Genomic DNA, 15,618 nt, shown 5'->3' with positions numbered 1-15,618 from the left:
TTCGATCGCCATGTGGATCACCGTGCCGAGCGACGCTGATGCATGCAGGCGGATCGGCGGCAGCTCCGGCTTGTTGAACAGCGAGCGCACGATCTCATAAGGCTGCGTTTTGCGCGGGAAGGTGATGATCGGGAATTTCGCCAGATCCCCTACAGTCAGCGGACCGTTGCCGAGGCCGAGCGACGGGCTGGCGAGGAAGCCGATCGGATATTCGCACAGCACCCGGCTGCGCACGGTCGAGGCCGTCATCGGGCCGAGCAGGAACGCGAGCTCGATTTCCTGTGCGAGTAGCCGTGCACGCAGGTTGGGCGTGATGTCGACTTCGATTTCCAGCGACAGATTGGGATAGACCCGGTTCACCTGTTCGATCAGCCGCGGCAGCCAAGTGTGGACGATAGTTTCGGCGACGCCCAGCCGCAGCACGCCGCGCATACTCGACTGATCGCTCACTGCCGCCATCATCTCGGTCCGCAGCCGGATCAGCTTCTCGGCATACAGCATCAGCTGCCGGCCGCTCGGCGTCGGCGAGGCGACCCGGTGGTCGCGCTGCAGCAGCCGCACCCCGAGCTCGCGCTCCAGTTGCGCAATCCGCTGCGAGATCGCCGGCTGGGTTGTATTCAGCTTCTGGGCCGCGCCGCGGAAGCTGCCGAGTGTGACGACCCAGATGAATGTTTCCAGCGCTTTGAAGTCCACCATCGGTCGACTCCTTTGGTCGATAAGGCAGGTTTATTGTTTCCGATCAGAAACAAAGATTAGACATTATAGTAGGCTTCCGCTCCTCTACTGTCGAGAGACTAGGCAGGACGAGCGAATGACTGTTTTTGCGGCAGAGCAACAGTTCCACGACGCCGAAAGGCCGCTTCCTTCCCATCAGGCCCGGCTTGCCTGCCGCGCCGGACTCGCCGAAACGACGGCCGGTGTGGCGCCCGGTTTCGTCCAGGGCAACCTGGCGATTCTGCCGGAAAAATACGCCGCCGCCTTCCACCGCTTCTGTCAGCTTAACCCAAAGCCGTGCCCGATCGTCGGTATGTCTGACGTCGGCAACCCGATGATTCCATCGCTCGGGATCGACCTCGACATCCGCACTGACCTGCCGCGCTACCGGGTCTGGCGGGACGGCGAGTTGGCCGAGGAGCCGACCGATATTCTTGCGCAGTGGCAGGACGACCTGGTCGCCTTCGTGATCGGCTGCTCGTTCTCGTTCGAAGAGGCGCTGCTCGCCGACGACATCCCGATCCGCCACATCGAGGAGAAGGTGCGCGTGCCGATGTATCGCACCAACATCCCGTGCGCGCCGGCCGGTCCGTTCTCCGGGCCGATGGTGGTGTCGATGCGGCCGCTGAAGCCGAAGGACGCCATCCGCGCGATCCAGATTACCTCGCGCTTTCCCTCCGTTCACGGCGCCCCGGTGCATGTCGGATTGCCAGAGTCGATCGGGATCGCAGACATCGCCAAGCCGGACTACGGCGATCCGGTGCCGATCGGCTCCGACGAATTACCAGTGTTTTGGGCCTGCGGTGTCACTCCCCAGGCGGTGATTGCCGCCGCTAAAGTCCCGTTCGCCATCACCCACGCGCCCGGATTGATGCTTGTCACCGACCTGAAGAACAAGCACCTTGCCGTGCTGTAACGCCGAACCGAACCTCTGACCGCTTCACTCCCAACGCTGGTAGCAAAGGAAGACGTCATGAAGATCAATCGCCGTAACCTCGTTCTCGGCGGCGCGGCCAGCGCCGCTTTGCTGCCGTTTACGACGGCACGGGCCGAGACCAAGGAAGTCGTCATCGGTGTGATCTATCCGTTGTCGGGATCGAGCGCCCAGATCGGCGTTGACGCGCAGAAGGCGTTCCAGACCGCGGCCGAACTGATCAACAACAAGTACGATTTCGATCTGCCGCTGGCGCGCGGCGAGGGCCTTCCGGGGCTCGGTGGCGCCAAGGTCCGCCTCGTATTCGCCGACCATCAGGCCGATCCGCAGAAGGGCCGCGCCGAAGCTGAGCGGCTGATCACTCAGGAGAAGGTTTGCGCCATCGTCGGCACCTACCAGAGCGCCGTGGCGGTCACCGTCAGCCAGGTTTGTGAGCGCTATCAGGTGCCGTTCCTGTCGGCCGACAACTCCTCGCCGAGCCTGCATCGCCGCGGCCTGAAGTATTATTTCCGGCCGGCCCCGCATGACGAGATGTTCTCGCAGGCGATGTTCGACTTCTTCGATGCCCTGAAGAAGAAGGGCCAGAAGATCGAGACGCTGGCGCTGTTCCACGAAGACACCATCTTCGGCACCGACTCCTCGAACGCGCAGCTCAAGCTGGCGCAGGAGCGCGGCTACAAGATCGCGGCGGACATCAAGTATCGCGCCAACTCGCCGTCGCTCACCGCCGAGGTGCAGCAGCTCAAGGCCGCAGATGCCGACGTGCTGATGCCGTCGAGCTACACCACTGACGGCATCCTGTTGATCCGCACGATGGGTGAGCTCGGCTACAAGGCCAAGAACATCGTGGCGCAGGACGCCGGCTTCTCCGAGAAGGCGCTGTACGACGCGGTCGGTGACAAGATTCCGGGCGTGATCTCGCGCGGCTCGTTCTCGATCGACCTTGCGCAGAAGCGGCCGATGGTCGGCAAGATCAACGACATGTACAAGGAGAAGTCCGGCAAGGACTTCAACGATTACTCGTCGCGACAGTTCATGGGCCTGATCGTGATGGCCGACGCCATCAACCGCGCCAAATCGACCGACGGCGAGAAGATCCGCGACGCACTGGCCGCCACCGACATGCCGGGCGAGCAGACCATCATGCCGTGGAGCCGCGTCAAGTTCGACGAGACCGGCCAGAACACCTTCGCCGACCCGGTGCTGCTGCAATATGTCGGCGGCAAGTTCGTCACCATCTTCCCCACCCAGGCCGCGGTCGCCGACGCGATCTGGCCGATGCCGTAACGTAAGAGTTGAAACGGGCGCACCTTGGTGCGCCCGTTTCTGCGAGGAGCCTAGCGACGACGCAATCCAGCGCTGGGCTCCTGTTTTGGATTGCTTCGCTTCGCTCGCAATGACGGAGAGAGGACTTTGACCACCGCGACGATCATCCAGTCTCTCGCCAGCGGTCTGCTGATGGGACTTCTGTACGGCTTGGTCGCGGTCGGCCTGGCGCTGATCTTTGGCCTGATGGACGTCACCAACTTCGCCCACGGCGAATTCCTGATGTTGGCGATGTACATCACCTTCTTCCTGTTCGCGTTCTTCGCGATCGATCCGATCCTCGCCGCTCCACTCGTCGGGGCGGCGATGTTCATATTCGGCGCGGTGATCTACTTATTGGTCGTCAGATTTGCGATGAGAGCCAGAGCCAATATCGGCATGGTGCAGATCTTCACGACCTTCGGCCTCGCGATCCTGATGCGCGGCCTGGCGCAGTACTTCTTCACCCCCGACTATCGCAGCATCAACGTCTCCTGGCTCGGCGGCAAGACGCTAGAGATCGGCGGCGTGTTCCTGCCGGTGCCGCAGTTGGTTGGCGCGCTGGTGTCGATCGCAGCCTTCGGCGCGCTGTACTTCTTCATGAAGAAGACCGACTTCGGCCGTGCTTTGGAAGCGACCCGAGAGGACGCCGGCGCCGTGGCGCTGGTCGGCATCGACAAGAATAAAGTGTTCGCCTTGGGCTGGGGGCTGGGTTCAGCTCTGATCGGGCTCGCCGGCGCCGTGATGGCGATCTTCTTCTACGTCTATCCCGATGTCGGCGCCTCCTTCGCCCTGATTGCCTACGTCACGGTGGCGCTCGGCGGCTTCGGCAGCGTGTTCGGCGCTTTTGCCGGCGGCATCATCGTCGGTCTGGTCGAGGCGACGACCGCGATGATCCTGCCGCCGTCGCTGAAGTCGATCGGGATTTACGCCGTTTATCTGCTGGTTGTGTTCATTCGGCCGCGTGGCCTGTTCGGATCGATCTGATGGACGAGGCTTACCTCAAACGCCGCCGCCGCGACCTGATCGTCGCCGCTCTGCTCGCCGCCGCCGCCGCCTGCGCGCCGCTGTTCATCAAGGACGTCTACGTCCAGAACATCATGGTGCTGACCCTGATGTATGCGGCCTTATCGCAAGGCTGGAACATCCTGGGCGGCTATTGCGGCCAGATCTCGCTCGGCCACGCGCTGTATTTCGGCCTCGGCGCGTACACGACGGCGCTGCTGTTCACCAAGCTCGGCGTGCTGCCCTGGTTCGGCATGATCGGCGGCGGCATCATCTCCTCGGTGATCGCGCTGGCGCTCGGCTATCCGACCTTCCGGCTGCGCGGCCACTATTTCGTCATCGCCACGATCGTGATCGCCGAGATCGGCTTCCTGTTGTTCCACAATTGGGACTGGGCGGGTGCAGCGCTCGGCATCGACATTCCGGTGCGCGGCGACAGCTGGGCCAAATTCCAGTTCACCCGCAGCAAGCTGCCTTACTATTACTTTGCCCTGGTGTTCTGCTGCCTCGCCTGGCTGATCACCTGGTGGCTGGAAGACTCCAAATGGGGCTACTGGTGGCGCGCCGTGAAGGACAATCCGGATGCCGCCGAAAGCCTCGGCGTGGTGGTGTTCAACTCCAAGATGGGCGCCGCCGCGGTGTCGGCGTTCCTCACCGCCGTCGGCGGCAGCTTCTACGCGATGTTCGTGTCCTACATCGATCCTGAAAGCGTGATGACCTTCCAGTTCTCGCTGCTGATGGCGCTGCCCGCCGTGCTCGGTGGCATCGGCACGCTGTGGGGGCCGGTGCTCGGCGCTGCGATCCTGATCCCGCTCACCGAGTTGACGCGGTCGTTCGTCGGTGGCTCGGGACGCGGCGTCGACCTTATCCTGTATGGCAGCGTGATCGTGGTGATCGCGCTGGCGCGGCCGGAAGGCTTGATCGGGCTGTTCTCCCGCCGCCCGGCTTCCAAGGGAGTGCCGCAATGAGCGAGACACTTCTGGAGACCCGCGGCGTCTGGCAGCGCTTCGGTGGCCTCGTCGCCAACAGCGACGTCTCAATCAAGGTCGGGCGCGGCGAGATCGTCGGCCTGATCGGCCCGAACGGTGCCGGCAAGTCGACGCTGTTCAACCTGATCGCCGGCGTGCTGCCGCCGACCCAAGGCTCGATTATCTTCGACGGCGAGGATGTCACCAAATTGCCGGCCACCGCGCGCTGCGCCCGCGGCATCGGCCGGACCTTCCAGGTGGTGAAGAGCTTCGAGTCGATGACGGTGATCGACAACGTCATCGTCGGCGCGCTGATCCGCACCACGGTGATGCGCGAAGCGCGGCGCAAGGCGCATGAGGTGCTGAAGTTCTGCGGCCTGGATGCGCGAGCCGACGTGCTCGCCAGCCAGCTCATTCCCTCGGAAAAGCGCCGGCTCGAAGTCGCCCGCGCGCTCGCCACCGAGCCGAAGGTCGAACACGTCATGGAAATCGTCATGCCGCTGGTCGACCGAGCCATCGTTCTCGACCTCGGCAAGGTGCTCACCGAAGGCAAGCCGGCCGACGTGGTGCGCGACCCGAAAGTCATCACTGCTTATCTTGGGGATCGTCATGCTGTCGGTGCGTGAGGTCACCACCGCCTATAAAGGGCTGGTTGCGATTTCGAACGTTTCGATCGAGGTCGAGAAGGGCGAGATCGTCTGCGTCGCCGGCGCCAACGGCGCAGGTAAATCGACGCTGCTGAAATCGATCGCCGGCGCCGAGCGGATCCGTTCCGGCCAGGTGCTGTTCGACGGCGAGCGGCTCGACGGCGTCCCGCAGCATCTGATCACCAAGCGCGGCGTCGCTTATGTGCCGGAGAACCGCCGGCTGTTTCCGCGCCTTTCGGTGCACGACAATCTGCGGCTCGGAAGCTATCTCTACCGCGGCGAAGCCGATCGCGAAAAGCCGCTGGAATTCGTGTTCAGCCTGTTTCCCCGGCTGCAGGAGCGGCTTGAGCAGCGCGCCGAGACATTGAGCGGCGGCGAGCAGCAGATGCTGGCGATCGGCCGCGCGCTGATGACACGGCCGCGCCTGTTGATGCTCGACGAGCCGTCACAGGGCATCATGCCCAAACTGGTGAGCGAGATCTTTCAGTCGGTGAAGAAAATCCGCGACGCCGGCATGACCGTGCTGATCGTCGAGCAGCGCATGGCCGAATGCCTCGAAATCGCCGACCGCGCCTACATCCTGCAGACCGGTCGCGTCCTGATGCAGGGCAAGGCCGCTGAGCTGATGGATAACCCGGACGTCCGGAAGGCGTATCTGGGGCTCTAGCCCAGCTCCTCGCACGTTTGGCCATGAGTTGAGCCTCAATCTCTCCGCGTCATTGCGAGGAGCAAAGCGACGAAGCAATCCAGAAGGTCAGTGCACCGGGCCTGGATTGCTTCGCTTCGCTCGCAATGACGGATGATGGGATTTATTGTATCTCTTCGGCACCCAAGGATGCCGAGGGACGCTCAAATGCCCCGCTTCGCCGCCAATCTCAGTTTGCTGTTCACCGAATACGCTTTCCTCGATCGCTTCGAGGCGGCTGCCAAAGCCGGCTTCACGGCTGTGGAGTTTCTGTTTCCGTATGAGCACGACCCGGATGCGATCGGCGAGCGGTTGCGCCGCTTCGGGCTGACTCAAGCGTTGTTCAACCTGCCGCCGGGTGATTGGGCTGCCGGCGAGAAGGGCTTTGCGGCGCTGCCCGACAGGTTCGACGAACTCCAGCGTAGCCTGCACACCGCGCTGCCTTATGCGCTCGCGACCGGGGTGAAGCGGCTGCATCTGCTCGCCGGCAATGCCGACCGCCGCGACGGCGCGGCCGCGCTGGCGTTTCGGCGGTCGCTAGCGGTTGCGACGCACTTCTTTGCGCCGCATGGCATCGACGTGCTGATCGAGCCGCTGAATCATCGGGATGCGCCAGGTTACTTCCTCGACGATGTCGACCACGCTCACGCTCTTATCTGTGAGATGGCCATTCCCAATCTGAAGCTGCAATTCGACGTCTATCACTGCCAGATCCTGCACGGCGACGTCACCACGCGGCTGCGTGAGATGCTCCCGGTGATCGGTCATATTCAGGTTGCCAGCGTGCCGTCCCGGCATGAGCCGGACGATGAGGAGCTGAACTACCCCTTTCTGTTCGCCGAGCTCGATCGGCTCGGTTACGCCGGCTTCGTCGGCGCCGAATATCGGCCGCGCGGCAAGACCGAGGATGGCCTCGGCTGGTTCAAGCCGTATCGCGCCGGAACCTGACGGCGCCTCCAGCGCAAATCGATTTGCTGCACTGCAATCAATCTGTCGTGACCGCTCGGCGGAAACCGCTCAACAGTGAGCGACCCAGCGGTTTGTCGCGTTGCCGCAGGCGGCGCGACGCTTGGCTAATTGCGCGGCTTTCGATAAATCAACACAAGGGCCCCGCCGGGCAGGCGGCCTTTCCGTAACAAGAAGACCGGGACGACCCGACGAATGATCGCGCTGGTCCGCATCGCACTGAGCCGGCCCTACACGTTCGTGGTGTTGGCGCTGCTGCTGCTGATCGTCGGTCCGCTGGCGGCGCTCCGCACCCCGACCGACATCTTTCCTGAAATCCGTATCCCGGTGATCGGTGTCGTCTGGCAGTACACCGGTCTGCCGCCGGATCAGATGGCCGGCCGTATCACGACGCCGTTTCAGCGCGCGCTCACCACCACGGTGAACGACATCGAGCACATCGTGGCGAACTCCTATGGCGGGTTCGGCATCGTCAAGATCTTCTTCCAGCCCAATGTCGACATCCGCACCGCGAATGCGCAGGTCACCGCGATCTCGCAGACGCTGCTCAAGCAGATGCCGCCCGGCGCCACGCCGCCGTTGATTCTGAACTACTCCGCCTCCACCGTGCCGATCCTGCAGCTGGCGCTGTCGGGCGAGGGGATGACGGAGCAGAGCCTTGCCGACCTCGCGATCAATCAGCTCCGCACCCCGCTGGTGACCGTGCCGGGCGCTGCGATCCCGTGGCCGTTCGGCGGCAAGCAGCGCCAGATCCAGATCGACCTCGATCCCAGTGCCCTGCAGGCGCGGGGACTGTCGGGGCAGGACGTCGCCAACGCGCTTGCCGCGCAGAACCTGATCACCCCGGTCGGCACCCAGAAGATCGGCGAGTTCGAATACATCATTCAGCTCAACAACTCGCCGCTGAAGATCGAGGAGCTCGGCAATCTGCCGATCAAGGCGGTCGGCGGCGCGATGGTCTACATCCGCGACGTCGCCTCGGTGCGCGACGGCAACCCGCCGCAGACCAACATCGTGCATGTCGACGGCAACCGCTCGGTGTTGATGATGGTGCTGAAGGCCGGCGCGGTGTCGACGCTCGATATCATTGCCGGCATCAAGCAGAAGATCGTCGACGTGAAAGACGCCATGCCGGAGTCGCTGAAGATCGCGCTGATCGGCGACCAGTCGGTGTTCGTCCGCGGTGCCATCACCGGCGTCGCCGTCGAGGGCGTGATCGCGGCGCTGCTGACCAGCGTGATGATTCTGCTGTTCCTGGGCAGCTGGCGATCGACGATCATCATCGCGGTATCGATCCCGCTGTCGGTGCTCGGCGCCATCATCTGCCTGTCGGCGATCGGCGAGACGCTGAACATCATGACGCTCGGCGGCCTCGCGCTCGCCGTCGGCATCCTGGTCGACGACGCCACGGTGACAATCGAAAACATCAATTGGCATCTGGAGCAGGGCAAGGAGGTCGAGCCTGCGATTCTCGACGGCGCCAATCAGATCGTGACGCCGGCCTTCGTCTCGCTGCTGTGCATCTGCATCGTGTTCGTGCCGATGTTTTTCCTGCAGGGCGTCGCGCGCTATCTGTTCGTGCCGATGGCCGAAGCGGTGATGTTCGCGATGGCCTGGTCGTTTCTGCTGTCGCGCACGTTGGTGCCGACGATGGCCAAGTATCTGCTGAAGCCGCACGTCCATCACGACAGCCTGTCGGGCCGGAAGCCTTCGCGCAATCCGCTGGTGCGCTTTCAGCAGGCGTTCGAAGGCGTGTTCGCCCGGTTCCGCCACGGCTATGGTGATCTGCTGACGCTGGCGATGGGGCATCGTCGGGTGTTCGTCGCCGGCTTCCTCGGCGTGGTCGCGTTGTCGTTCGCGCTGGTGCCGTATCTCGGCCGCAACTTCTTTCCCTCGGTCGATGCCGGACAGATTCTGATGCATGTCCGCACCCAGGTCGGGACCCGGATCGAGGAGACCGCCAATCAGCTCGCCGAGGTGCAGAAGGCTGTCCGCAAGATCATTCCGCCGGATCAGATCGAGACCCTGACCGACAACATCGGCATGCCGATCTCGGGCATCAATCTCACCTACAACAACACCGGCGTGATCGGCACCCAGGATGCCGACATCCAGATCAAGCTGAAGGGCGAGCACCGGCCGACCGCGGAGTATGTGAAGATCCTGCGCGAGCAACTGCCTCGGCAGTTCCCGGGCATGACCTTCGCGTTCCTGCCCGCCGATATCGTCAGCCAGATCCTCAATTTTGGCGCGCCGGCGCCGATCGATCTGCAGATCCGCGGCGCCAATTTGCCGGCGAATTTCGATTACGCCGGCAAGCTGCTGGCCAAGATCAAGCGCATCCCCGGCGTCGCCGATGCCCGCATTCAGCAATCGCCCAACAACCCGACCTTCAATATCGATGTCGACCGCACCCGCGCCCAATATGTCGGCCTGACCGAGCGCGACGTTACCAACAGCCTCGTCGTCAATCTGGCCGGTTCGTCGCAGGTGGCGCCGACCTATTATCTCAATCCAGAGAACGGCGTGTCGTATTCGATCGTGATGCAGACGCCGCAGTATCACGTCGACTCGCTGAGCAAGCTCGAGACCATTCCGGTCTCGGCATCCGGTGCGGCCGCGGCCGGCGCGCCGATCCTTGGCGGCCTTGCGGAGATCAAGCGCTCCGCCGGCAACGCCGTGGTGTCGCAATACGACATCCAGTCGATCGTGCAGATCTTCGCCACCACGCAGGGGCGCGACCTCGGCGCGGTGTCGGCCGATATCCGCAAGGTGATCGACGAGACCAAGGCCGAGGTGCCGAAAGGCTCATCGGTCGTTTTGCTCGGCCAGGTCGAGACCATGAACAGCGCGTTCGCCGGGCTGCTGTTCGGCCTGCTCGGCGCGATCGTGCTGATCTATCTGCTGATCGTCGTCAACTTCCAGTCCTGGGCCGACCCGTTCGTGATCATCACCGCGCTGCCGGCGGCACTTGCCGGCATCGTCTGGATGCTGTTCGCGACCGGCACCACGCTGTCGGTGCCGGCGCTCACCGGCGCGATCATGTGCATGGGCGTCGCGACCGCAAACAGCGTGCTGGTGATCTCCTTCGCGCGCGAGCGCTATGCGGTGCTCGGCGACCCGGTGCAGGCCGCGCTGGAGTCCGGCTTCGTCCGGTTCCGTCCGGTGCTGATGACGGCGCTGGCGATGATCATCGGCATGGCGCCGATGGCGCTGGGCCTCGGCGAGGGCGGCGAGCAGAACGCGCCGCTCGGCCGGGCCGTGATCGGCGGCCTGCTGTTCGCGACGTTCGCGACGCTGATGTTCGTGCCGGTGGTTTTCAGCATGGTTCACAAGAAACAGCCGGCGTCCGATGCCGCGCCTGCTCCGGAGATGTCGCATGCCCACTGATCATCCGCCGCGCAGATCCCGTCGCGGTCTTGGCATCGCCGGCGTGGTGCTGGCCTGTGGGGCGGTCGCGATCGTCGTCACCGGCATCAGCGCTCGTGAGAAGAGCAGTGCCGAGCTGCGGACCTGGACCGACGAGCAGGCGATTTCCAGCGTGGCGGTGACGCGGCCGGACGGCAAGGCGCCGACCGCCACGCTCGATCTGCCGGGTCGGCTGGAGGCCTATTCCCGTGCGCCGATCTACGCCCGCGTCTCCGGCTACGTGAAAAGCTGGAGTGCCGATATCGGCGCCAAGGTGAAGGCCGGTGAGGTGATCGCCGAGATCGAGGCGCCGGACCTCGATCAGCAATTGCTGCAGGCCCGTGCCGATCTCGCCAGTCAGCAGGCCAGCGCGAAGCTTTCGGAAGCGACCCTGAACCGCCGCAAGACGCTGGTGGCCTCGAACTTCGTCTCAGCGCAGGAGATCGACGAACGCACCGCGGATCTTGCCGCCAAGAAGGCCGCGGTGAACTCCGGCCAAGCCAATGTCGAACGGCTCGAAGCGCTTGCCGGCTATAAAAAGATCACCGCGCCGTTCGACGGCATCGTCACCGAGCGCAACACCGACGTCGGTGCGCTGATCAACGCCGGCTCGAGCTCGGGGCCGGCGATGTTCGTAGTGTCCGACATCGCCAAGCTGCGCGTCTACGTCAATGTGCCGCAGAACTACGCGCCGCTGGTGCGGATCGGCGGCAAGGCTGTGATTGCGCTGCCGGAATATCCGGGCCGCACCTTCCCGGCGACGGTTGAAGCGTCCTCGCAGGCGGTGGACGTCGCCTCCGGCACGATGCGGATTCAACTTGGGCTCGACAACGCCAAGGGCGAACTGTTGCCGGGGGGCTTCGCCAACGTGAAGCTCGCGCTTGCTCGCGATCAGGCGCCGCTGCACATTCCCGCGTCTGCGCTGATTTTCAACCGCAGCGGGCTGCGTGTTGCGACGGTCGGCCCGGATGATCGCGTCCAGCTCAAGCCCGTCACCATCGCCCGCGACCTTGGCCGCGAGATCGAGCTGTCGGCCGGTCTCACCGCCGAGGACCGTATCATCATCGCGCCGCCGGATGGCATCACCAACGGTGAGAAGGTGCGCGTCGTGGCCGACGATGCTGCCAAGGCCGGCAAGCCGACGGCGTCGGAGAAGCAGGACGTGAAGGGGTAGGGCGGTTGCGTCCGATCCCGCACCTTTGAGATTGGACAAGACCTCTCCCGGTCATTGCGAGAAGCGCAGCGACGAAGCAATCCAGCCCGGTGCATGGCATCCTTGGATTGCTTCGCTTCGCTCGCAATGACGTGGATGGGGTGTGGCTCTGAAGGCCCGAACTAATCGGCGTTCCGCCATTCCATTACGCCATCGGCTGCGGTGGCGATCGGTCCTCGCGTGCCGACCGGGCTGCGGTCCATATCGGTCAGGAACGCCAGCGTCGCCTGATCCTGAGCCGGCACACGCGCCAGCGCGCGGGCGCCGTCAGCGGTGCGCAGCATCACCACGCCATGCTGGACCTCGCCGCGACCGTCATAGATCACCGTGAACGTCTCGACAGTGCCGTCACCGCTAGCCTCGGTGACGAAGCGCGGCACGGCGCCATAGGCCGCGTCGGCCTTCGCCTGCACGCTGACGTCCTCGCTCAGCGGCTGCTGCGGTGGGGTGCGCGAAACGATCAGGCCGTGATGCTTGGTGACAAAGCCGCCCTGGCCGTACAGCAGGCCGAGCTTGGCGCCGTCGCGCAGGCGGCGCACCATCGCGCAGGCGGCGTGGGTCATGTAGGTGTTGAGCGGCGCCCCGAAAAAGGTGAGACCGCCGGTCACCGTCGGCTCGACGTCGTCGCCGAGACCGAGCGTGCGCCGCGCCATCTTCGGCACCACCGGGAAGCACGAGTACAGCTCGATCGCGTCGAAGGCGCGACCGTTGCCGCCGACCATCGCCTTGATGGTCTCCAGCACCGCGTTCTGGGCGTGGCTCTGCACGAACTGATCGCGGGCGAGATAATCACGCGGCTCTTCGGCGGATGCGCCGCCGTGGATGTAGATCAGCTTGTCCTCGGGAATGCCGGCTTCGCGCGCCTTGGCCAGTGAGGTCAGCAGCACCGCGGCGCCGAAATTGACGCTCGGATTGGCGACCATCAGCTTGGTGTAGGGCCAGGCGATCAGCCGGTTATCGGATGAAGGCGTGGTGATCTCGTTTGGTGCGAAGGCGCGTTTGATCCAGGCGTTCGGATTGCGCGCCGCTGCGGCCGCGTAGCGCGACCATAGCACGCCGGATTCGTCGAGCGCCTGCCGCGGTGTCTGGCCCCAATGCGCCGCGGTGGCGGCCTCATACAACGGATACACCGTGATCGGCCGAGCGACCCCGAGGGTCGAGGCGATCGGCTGCTGGAACGCCGCGCCGCGCTTCGGCTCGGGCGCATCGTGGGCGAACGGCGTCCACGGCAGGTCGATCTTTGCCCGTGCGGCCTTGGTGGCGGTCGACTGCGCCTCGGCGCCGCAGACCACGGCGACCTGGGCTTCGCCGCGGGCGATCCGCAGCGCGGCTTCGTGGATGAAGCGGATCGGGCTCTCGCCGCCGACCGGCCCGTAGAAACAGTGACGCGGCGCGATGCCGAGCCGTGTCGCGAGTTGTTCGGCCGGCGCGTGATAGCGCCAGCTCAGGAAGTTGACGATGTCGAGCGAGTCGATCTGCGGCAGCAGGCTCGCCGCGCTGTCGTTGCCGGCGCGTTGCACGGCGGCTTCGAGCAGCGCCAGCGGCTCCAGCCCTTGCGCGATGTCCTGGGGGTGGTCGGCAATTTCGCCGACACCGGCGATGACGGGAATGCGTTCGGGCGGGAGCGTGGTCGGCATTTCTTGCTTCTTATTGATCGAAGGTTGGTGAGGGTGTCGTCAGAACGCGGTGTAGCCGCCGTCGATCACGAAGGTATCGGCGGTGTGATACGACGACGCCTTGCTCATCAGATACACCGCGATGCCGCCGAAGTCTTCCGGCTCGCCGAACCGCCGCACCGGAATCCGCGGCATCACATTGGCGACGAACTTGTCATTACCCATGATGCCGGCGGTCATGTCGCTCTTGATCCAGCCCGGCAGGATCGCGTTGGCGGTGACGCCATAGCGCGCGAGTTCGACCGCCAGCGCGCGCACCAGCGCATTGATCGCCGCCTTGGTGGCTGCGTAGTGCTCGTTGCGCGCAGTGCCGAAGATCGAGGCGAGGCTCGAGGTTGCGACCAGCCGGCCGAACGGATCGCCGTCGGCAGCGCGCTCGGTCATGTGCCGCGCTGCCGCCTGGAAGGCGTGGAAGACGCCGTCGAGATTGGTGGCGAACATCGAGCGCCACTGCTCCTCGGTGCGGTCGATAAAGGCCTGCCGGCCGCCGCCGCCGATGCCGGCATTGGCGAAGCAACCATCGACACGGCCGAACGCCTTCAGCGTCGCATCCATCGCGGCCTTCACCGAAGCCGGATCGGTGACGTCGCAGATCTGAGCTTCGACCTTGCCGGGCGCGTTCGCCATGGTGGCGAGCGCGGCGTGATTCTTGACCGCGTTACGACCCCAGATCGAGACGTTGCAGCCCGCCGCAGCCAGCGCTTGTGCCATGCCGAGGCCGATACCACCGTTGCCCCCGGTGACGACCGCGACGCGGCCACTCAGATCGAAAATGCTCATCCAGCGTTTCCATTTTTGTTTGTTGCGCGCTACACCGTGCGGGCCGGGCACGCGCTGTGATCGATGCTGGACCATGGACAAGCGCGTCGCAAAAATCAAATATGGCCTCACGTCGTGAAGCCCTTCCACAGCGCGGAATAACCGCGAACCGATAGCGCGAGGAAACAATGCAGTTCAAACACGTCACGCTCGATTTCGACGGTCCCGTTGCGATCCTAAAACTCGATCATCAGGAAGTGATGAACGCGGTGTCGATCGACATGCTCGGTGGACTCGGCGAAGCGCTCGACGCGATCGAAGACAAGCGCTCGGAAGTGCGCTGCCTGGTGATCACCGGTGCCGGCCGCGCGTTCTGCACCGGCGCGAATCTGCAGGGCCGCAACTCCGGCAACAACATGAGCCAGAGCGGCAAGGGTGCCGGTGCTGCGCTGGAGACCGCGTTCCATCCGTTCCTGCGCCGGCTGCGCAAGCTGCATTGCCCGATCGTCACCTCGGTGAACGGTCCGGCCGCGGGCGCCGGCATGAGCTTCGCGCTGATGGGCGACATGATCCTGTGCGCCAAGTCGTCGTACTTCCTGCAGGCGTTCCGCCGCATCGGCCTGGTACCGGATTGCGGCTCGACCTGGCTGCTGCCGCGGCTGGTCGGCAAGGCGCGCTCGGTCGAGCTGTCGCTGCTCGGCGAGAAGCTGCCGGCCGACAAGGCGCTGGAATGGGGCCTCGTCAATCGCGTCTACGAGGATGCCGAGCTGTGGACCGAAACCATGAAGCTGGCCCAGGACCTCGCCAACGGCCCGACCGTGGCGCTGTCGCTGATCCGCAAGATGTACTGGGACTCGCCGGAGAACTCGTTCGAGGAGCAGCTCAACCTCGAATTCGAATGCCAGCGCGTTGCCGGCTCCACCGACGACTTCAAGGAAGGCCTCGGTTCCTTCCCCGAAAAGCGTCCGGCGCAGTTCAAGGGCAAATAAGCCCGACATGGCATCTGCAGCTATTGCCGACGCGCTGACGCAAAGCGTGATCGGTTGGTGCGCTGGCGCGACCGGCATTCGCGAGCTCGCGCAGCTCTCGGGCGGCGCGAGTCAGGAGACCTGGTCGTTCGTGATCGAGCGGCCGGACGGCGACGTCGCGGCGATCCTGCGCCGCTCGCCGCCGGGCTATGGCAGCGTTTCCGGACGTGCCGCGGGTCTCGATGTCGAAGCCGAGCTGATGCGGCTCGCCTATGAGGCCGGCGTGCCGTCGCCGCAGGTGCTGCACGTCCTCACCGAAGCCGACGCGCTCGGCGCCGGCTTCGTGATGCGGCGTGTCGACGGCGAAACC

14 protein-coding genes are annotated in these 15,618 nt (G+C 64.6%); 11 read left to right on the top strand and 3 right to left on the bottom strand.

Annotated elements, in window-relative coordinates; translation table 11 throughout:
• Positions 1-696: LysR family transcriptional regulator (locus DYI24_RS08660; protein ID WP_164572000.1), on the bottom strand; the 696-nt coding region annotated here is incomplete at its 3' end.
• A gap of 115 nt (positions 697-811) precedes the next feature.
• Here DYI24_RS08660 and DYI24_RS08655 point away from each other — a divergent pair.
• From DYI24_RS08655 to DYI24_RS08615, 9 genes are all read left to right on the top strand, one after another.
• Entirely contained in the window at positions 812-1,630 is an 819-nt protein-coding gene (locus DYI24_RS08655; protein ID WP_164572001.1) for a putative hydro-lyase, read from the top strand.
• A gap of 57 nt (positions 1,631-1,687) precedes the next feature.
• On the top strand, positions 1,688-2,935 hold the full coding sequence (locus DYI24_RS08650) for an ABC transporter substrate-binding protein (protein WP_164571999.1): 1,248 nt from the start codon (positions 1,688-1,690) through the stop codon (positions 2,933-2,935).
• Positions 2,936-3,061: 126 nt separating this feature from the next.
• Complete coding sequence (locus DYI24_RS08645) at positions 3,062-3,940, top strand: branched-chain amino acid ABC transporter permease (protein ID WP_107343726.1); 879 nt, start codon at positions 3,062-3,064, stop codon at positions 3,938-3,940.
• Positions 3,940-4,926 carry a branched-chain amino acid ABC transporter permease gene (locus DYI24_RS08640; RefSeq protein WP_107343727.1) on the top strand — a complete coding sequence of 329 codons (987 nt, stop codon included), beginning with the start codon at positions 3,940-3,942 and terminating at the stop codon, positions 4,924-4,926. Before DYI24_RS08645 ends, DYI24_RS08640 begins: the two co-directional genes overlap by 1 nt.
• On the top strand, positions 4,923-5,552 hold the full coding sequence (locus DYI24_RS08635) for an ABC transporter ATP-binding protein (protein WP_164571998.1): 630 nt from the start codon (positions 4,923-4,925) through the stop codon (positions 5,550-5,552). Before DYI24_RS08640 ends, DYI24_RS08635 begins: the two co-directional genes overlap by 4 nt.
• Positions 5,536-6,240: an ABC transporter ATP-binding protein gene (locus tag DYI24_RS08630; RefSeq protein ID WP_107343729.1), complete on the top strand. Its 705-nt coding sequence runs from the start codon at positions 5,536-5,538 to the stop codon at positions 6,238-6,240. Before DYI24_RS08635 ends, DYI24_RS08630 begins: the two co-directional genes overlap by 17 nt.
• A gap of 186 nt (positions 6,241-6,426) precedes the next feature.
• Positions 6,427-7,206: a 2-oxo-tetronate isomerase gene (gene otnI, locus DYI24_RS08625; RefSeq protein WP_164571997.1), complete on the top strand. Its 780-nt coding sequence runs from the start codon at positions 6,427-6,429 to the stop codon at positions 7,204-7,206.
• A 213-nt stretch (positions 7,207-7,419) separates the two neighbouring features.
• Positions 7,420-10,614, top strand: a complete 3,195-nt coding sequence (locus tag DYI24_RS08620; RefSeq protein WP_164571996.1) for an efflux RND transporter permease subunit — start codon at positions 7,420-7,422, stop codon at positions 10,612-10,614.
• The gene (locus tag DYI24_RS08615; RefSeq protein ID WP_164571995.1) at positions 10,604-11,806 is read left to right on the top strand and encodes an efflux RND transporter periplasmic adaptor subunit; all 1,203 of its coding nucleotides are present in this window, start codon (positions 10,604-10,606) and stop codon (positions 11,804-11,806) included. Before DYI24_RS08620 ends, DYI24_RS08615 begins: the two co-directional genes overlap by 11 nt.
• 161 nt (positions 11,807-11,967) lie before the next feature.
• Here DYI24_RS08615 and DYI24_RS08610 read toward each other — a convergent pair whose 3' ends face one another.
• The gene (locus DYI24_RS08610; RefSeq protein ID WP_164571994.1) at positions 11,968-13,482 is read right to left on the bottom strand and encodes an acetyl-CoA acetyltransferase; all 1,515 of its coding nucleotides are present in this window, start codon (positions 13,480-13,482) and stop codon (positions 11,968-11,970) included.
• Between the two features lie 39 nt (positions 13,483-13,521).
• Complete coding sequence (locus DYI24_RS08605) at positions 13,522-14,301, bottom strand: SDR family NAD(P)-dependent oxidoreductase (RefSeq protein ID WP_011157263.1); 780 nt, start codon at positions 14,299-14,301, stop codon at positions 13,522-13,524.
• Positions 14,302-14,468: 167 nt separating this feature from the next.
• Here DYI24_RS08605 and DYI24_RS08600 point away from each other — a divergent pair, with 167 nt between their 5' ends.
• Entirely contained in the window at positions 14,469-15,269 is an 801-nt protein-coding gene (locus DYI24_RS08600) for an enoyl-CoA hydratase/isomerase (protein WP_164571993.1), read from the top strand.
• Positions 15,270-15,276: 7 nt separating this feature from the next.
• On the top strand, positions 15,277-15,618 hold a 342-nt coding region (locus tag DYI24_RS08595; RefSeq protein ID WP_164571992.1), incomplete at its 3' end, for a phosphotransferase.

The sequence above is a fragment of the Rhodopseudomonas sp. BR0C11 genome (genome assembly GCF_010820945.1).
Classification (GTDB): Bacteria; Pseudomonadota; Alphaproteobacteria; order Rhizobiales; family Xanthobacteraceae; genus Rhodopseudomonas; species Rhodopseudomonas palustris_H.
The sequence above is the reverse complement of the archived record's forward strand: the minus strand, read 5'-3'. Positions and strand labels throughout refer to the sequence as shown.

Excerpts from the sequence above, each read along its gene's own strand:
- DYI24_RS08655 (WP_164572001.1), top strand. The coding sequence starts at position 812 with ATGACTGTTTTTGCGGCAGAGCAACAGTTCCACGACGCCGAAAGGCCG.
- DYI24_RS08650 (WP_164571999.1), top strand. The coding sequence starts at position 1,688 with ATGAAGATCAATCGCCGTAACCTCGTTCTCGGCGGCGCGGCCAGCGCC.
- DYI24_RS08640 (WP_107343727.1), top strand. The coding sequence starts at position 3,940 with ATGGACGAGGCTTACCTCAAACGCCGCCGCCGCGACCTGATCGTCGCC.
- DYI24_RS08635 (WP_164571998.1), top strand. The coding sequence starts at position 4,923 with ATGAGCGAGACACTTCTGGAGACCCGCGGCGTCTGGCAGCGCTTCGGT.
- DYI24_RS08630 (WP_107343729.1), top strand. The coding sequence starts at position 5,536 with ATGCTGTCGGTGCGTGAGGTCACCACCGCCTATAAAGGGCTGGTTGCG.
- otnI (WP_164571997.1), top strand. The coding sequence starts at position 6,427 with ATGCCCCGCTTCGCCGCCAATCTCAGTTTGCTGTTCACCGAATACGCT.
- DYI24_RS08620 (WP_164571996.1), top strand. The coding sequence starts at position 7,420 with ATGATCGCGCTGGTCCGCATCGCACTGAGCCGGCCCTACACGTTCGTG.
- DYI24_RS08615 (WP_164571995.1), top strand. The coding sequence starts at position 10,604 with ATGCCCACTGATCATCCGCCGCGCAGATCCCGTCGCGGTCTTGGCATC.
- DYI24_RS08610 (WP_164571994.1), bottom strand. The coding sequence starts at position 13,482 with ATGCCGACCACGCTCCCGCCCGAACGCATTCCCGTCATCGCCGGTGTC.
- DYI24_RS08605 (WP_011157263.1), bottom strand. The coding sequence starts at position 14,301 with ATGAGCATTTTCGATCTGAGTGGCCGCGTCGCGGTCGTCACCGGGGGC.
- DYI24_RS08600 (WP_164571993.1), top strand. The coding sequence starts at position 14,469 with ATGCAGTTCAAACACGTCACGCTCGATTTCGACGGTCCCGTTGCGATC.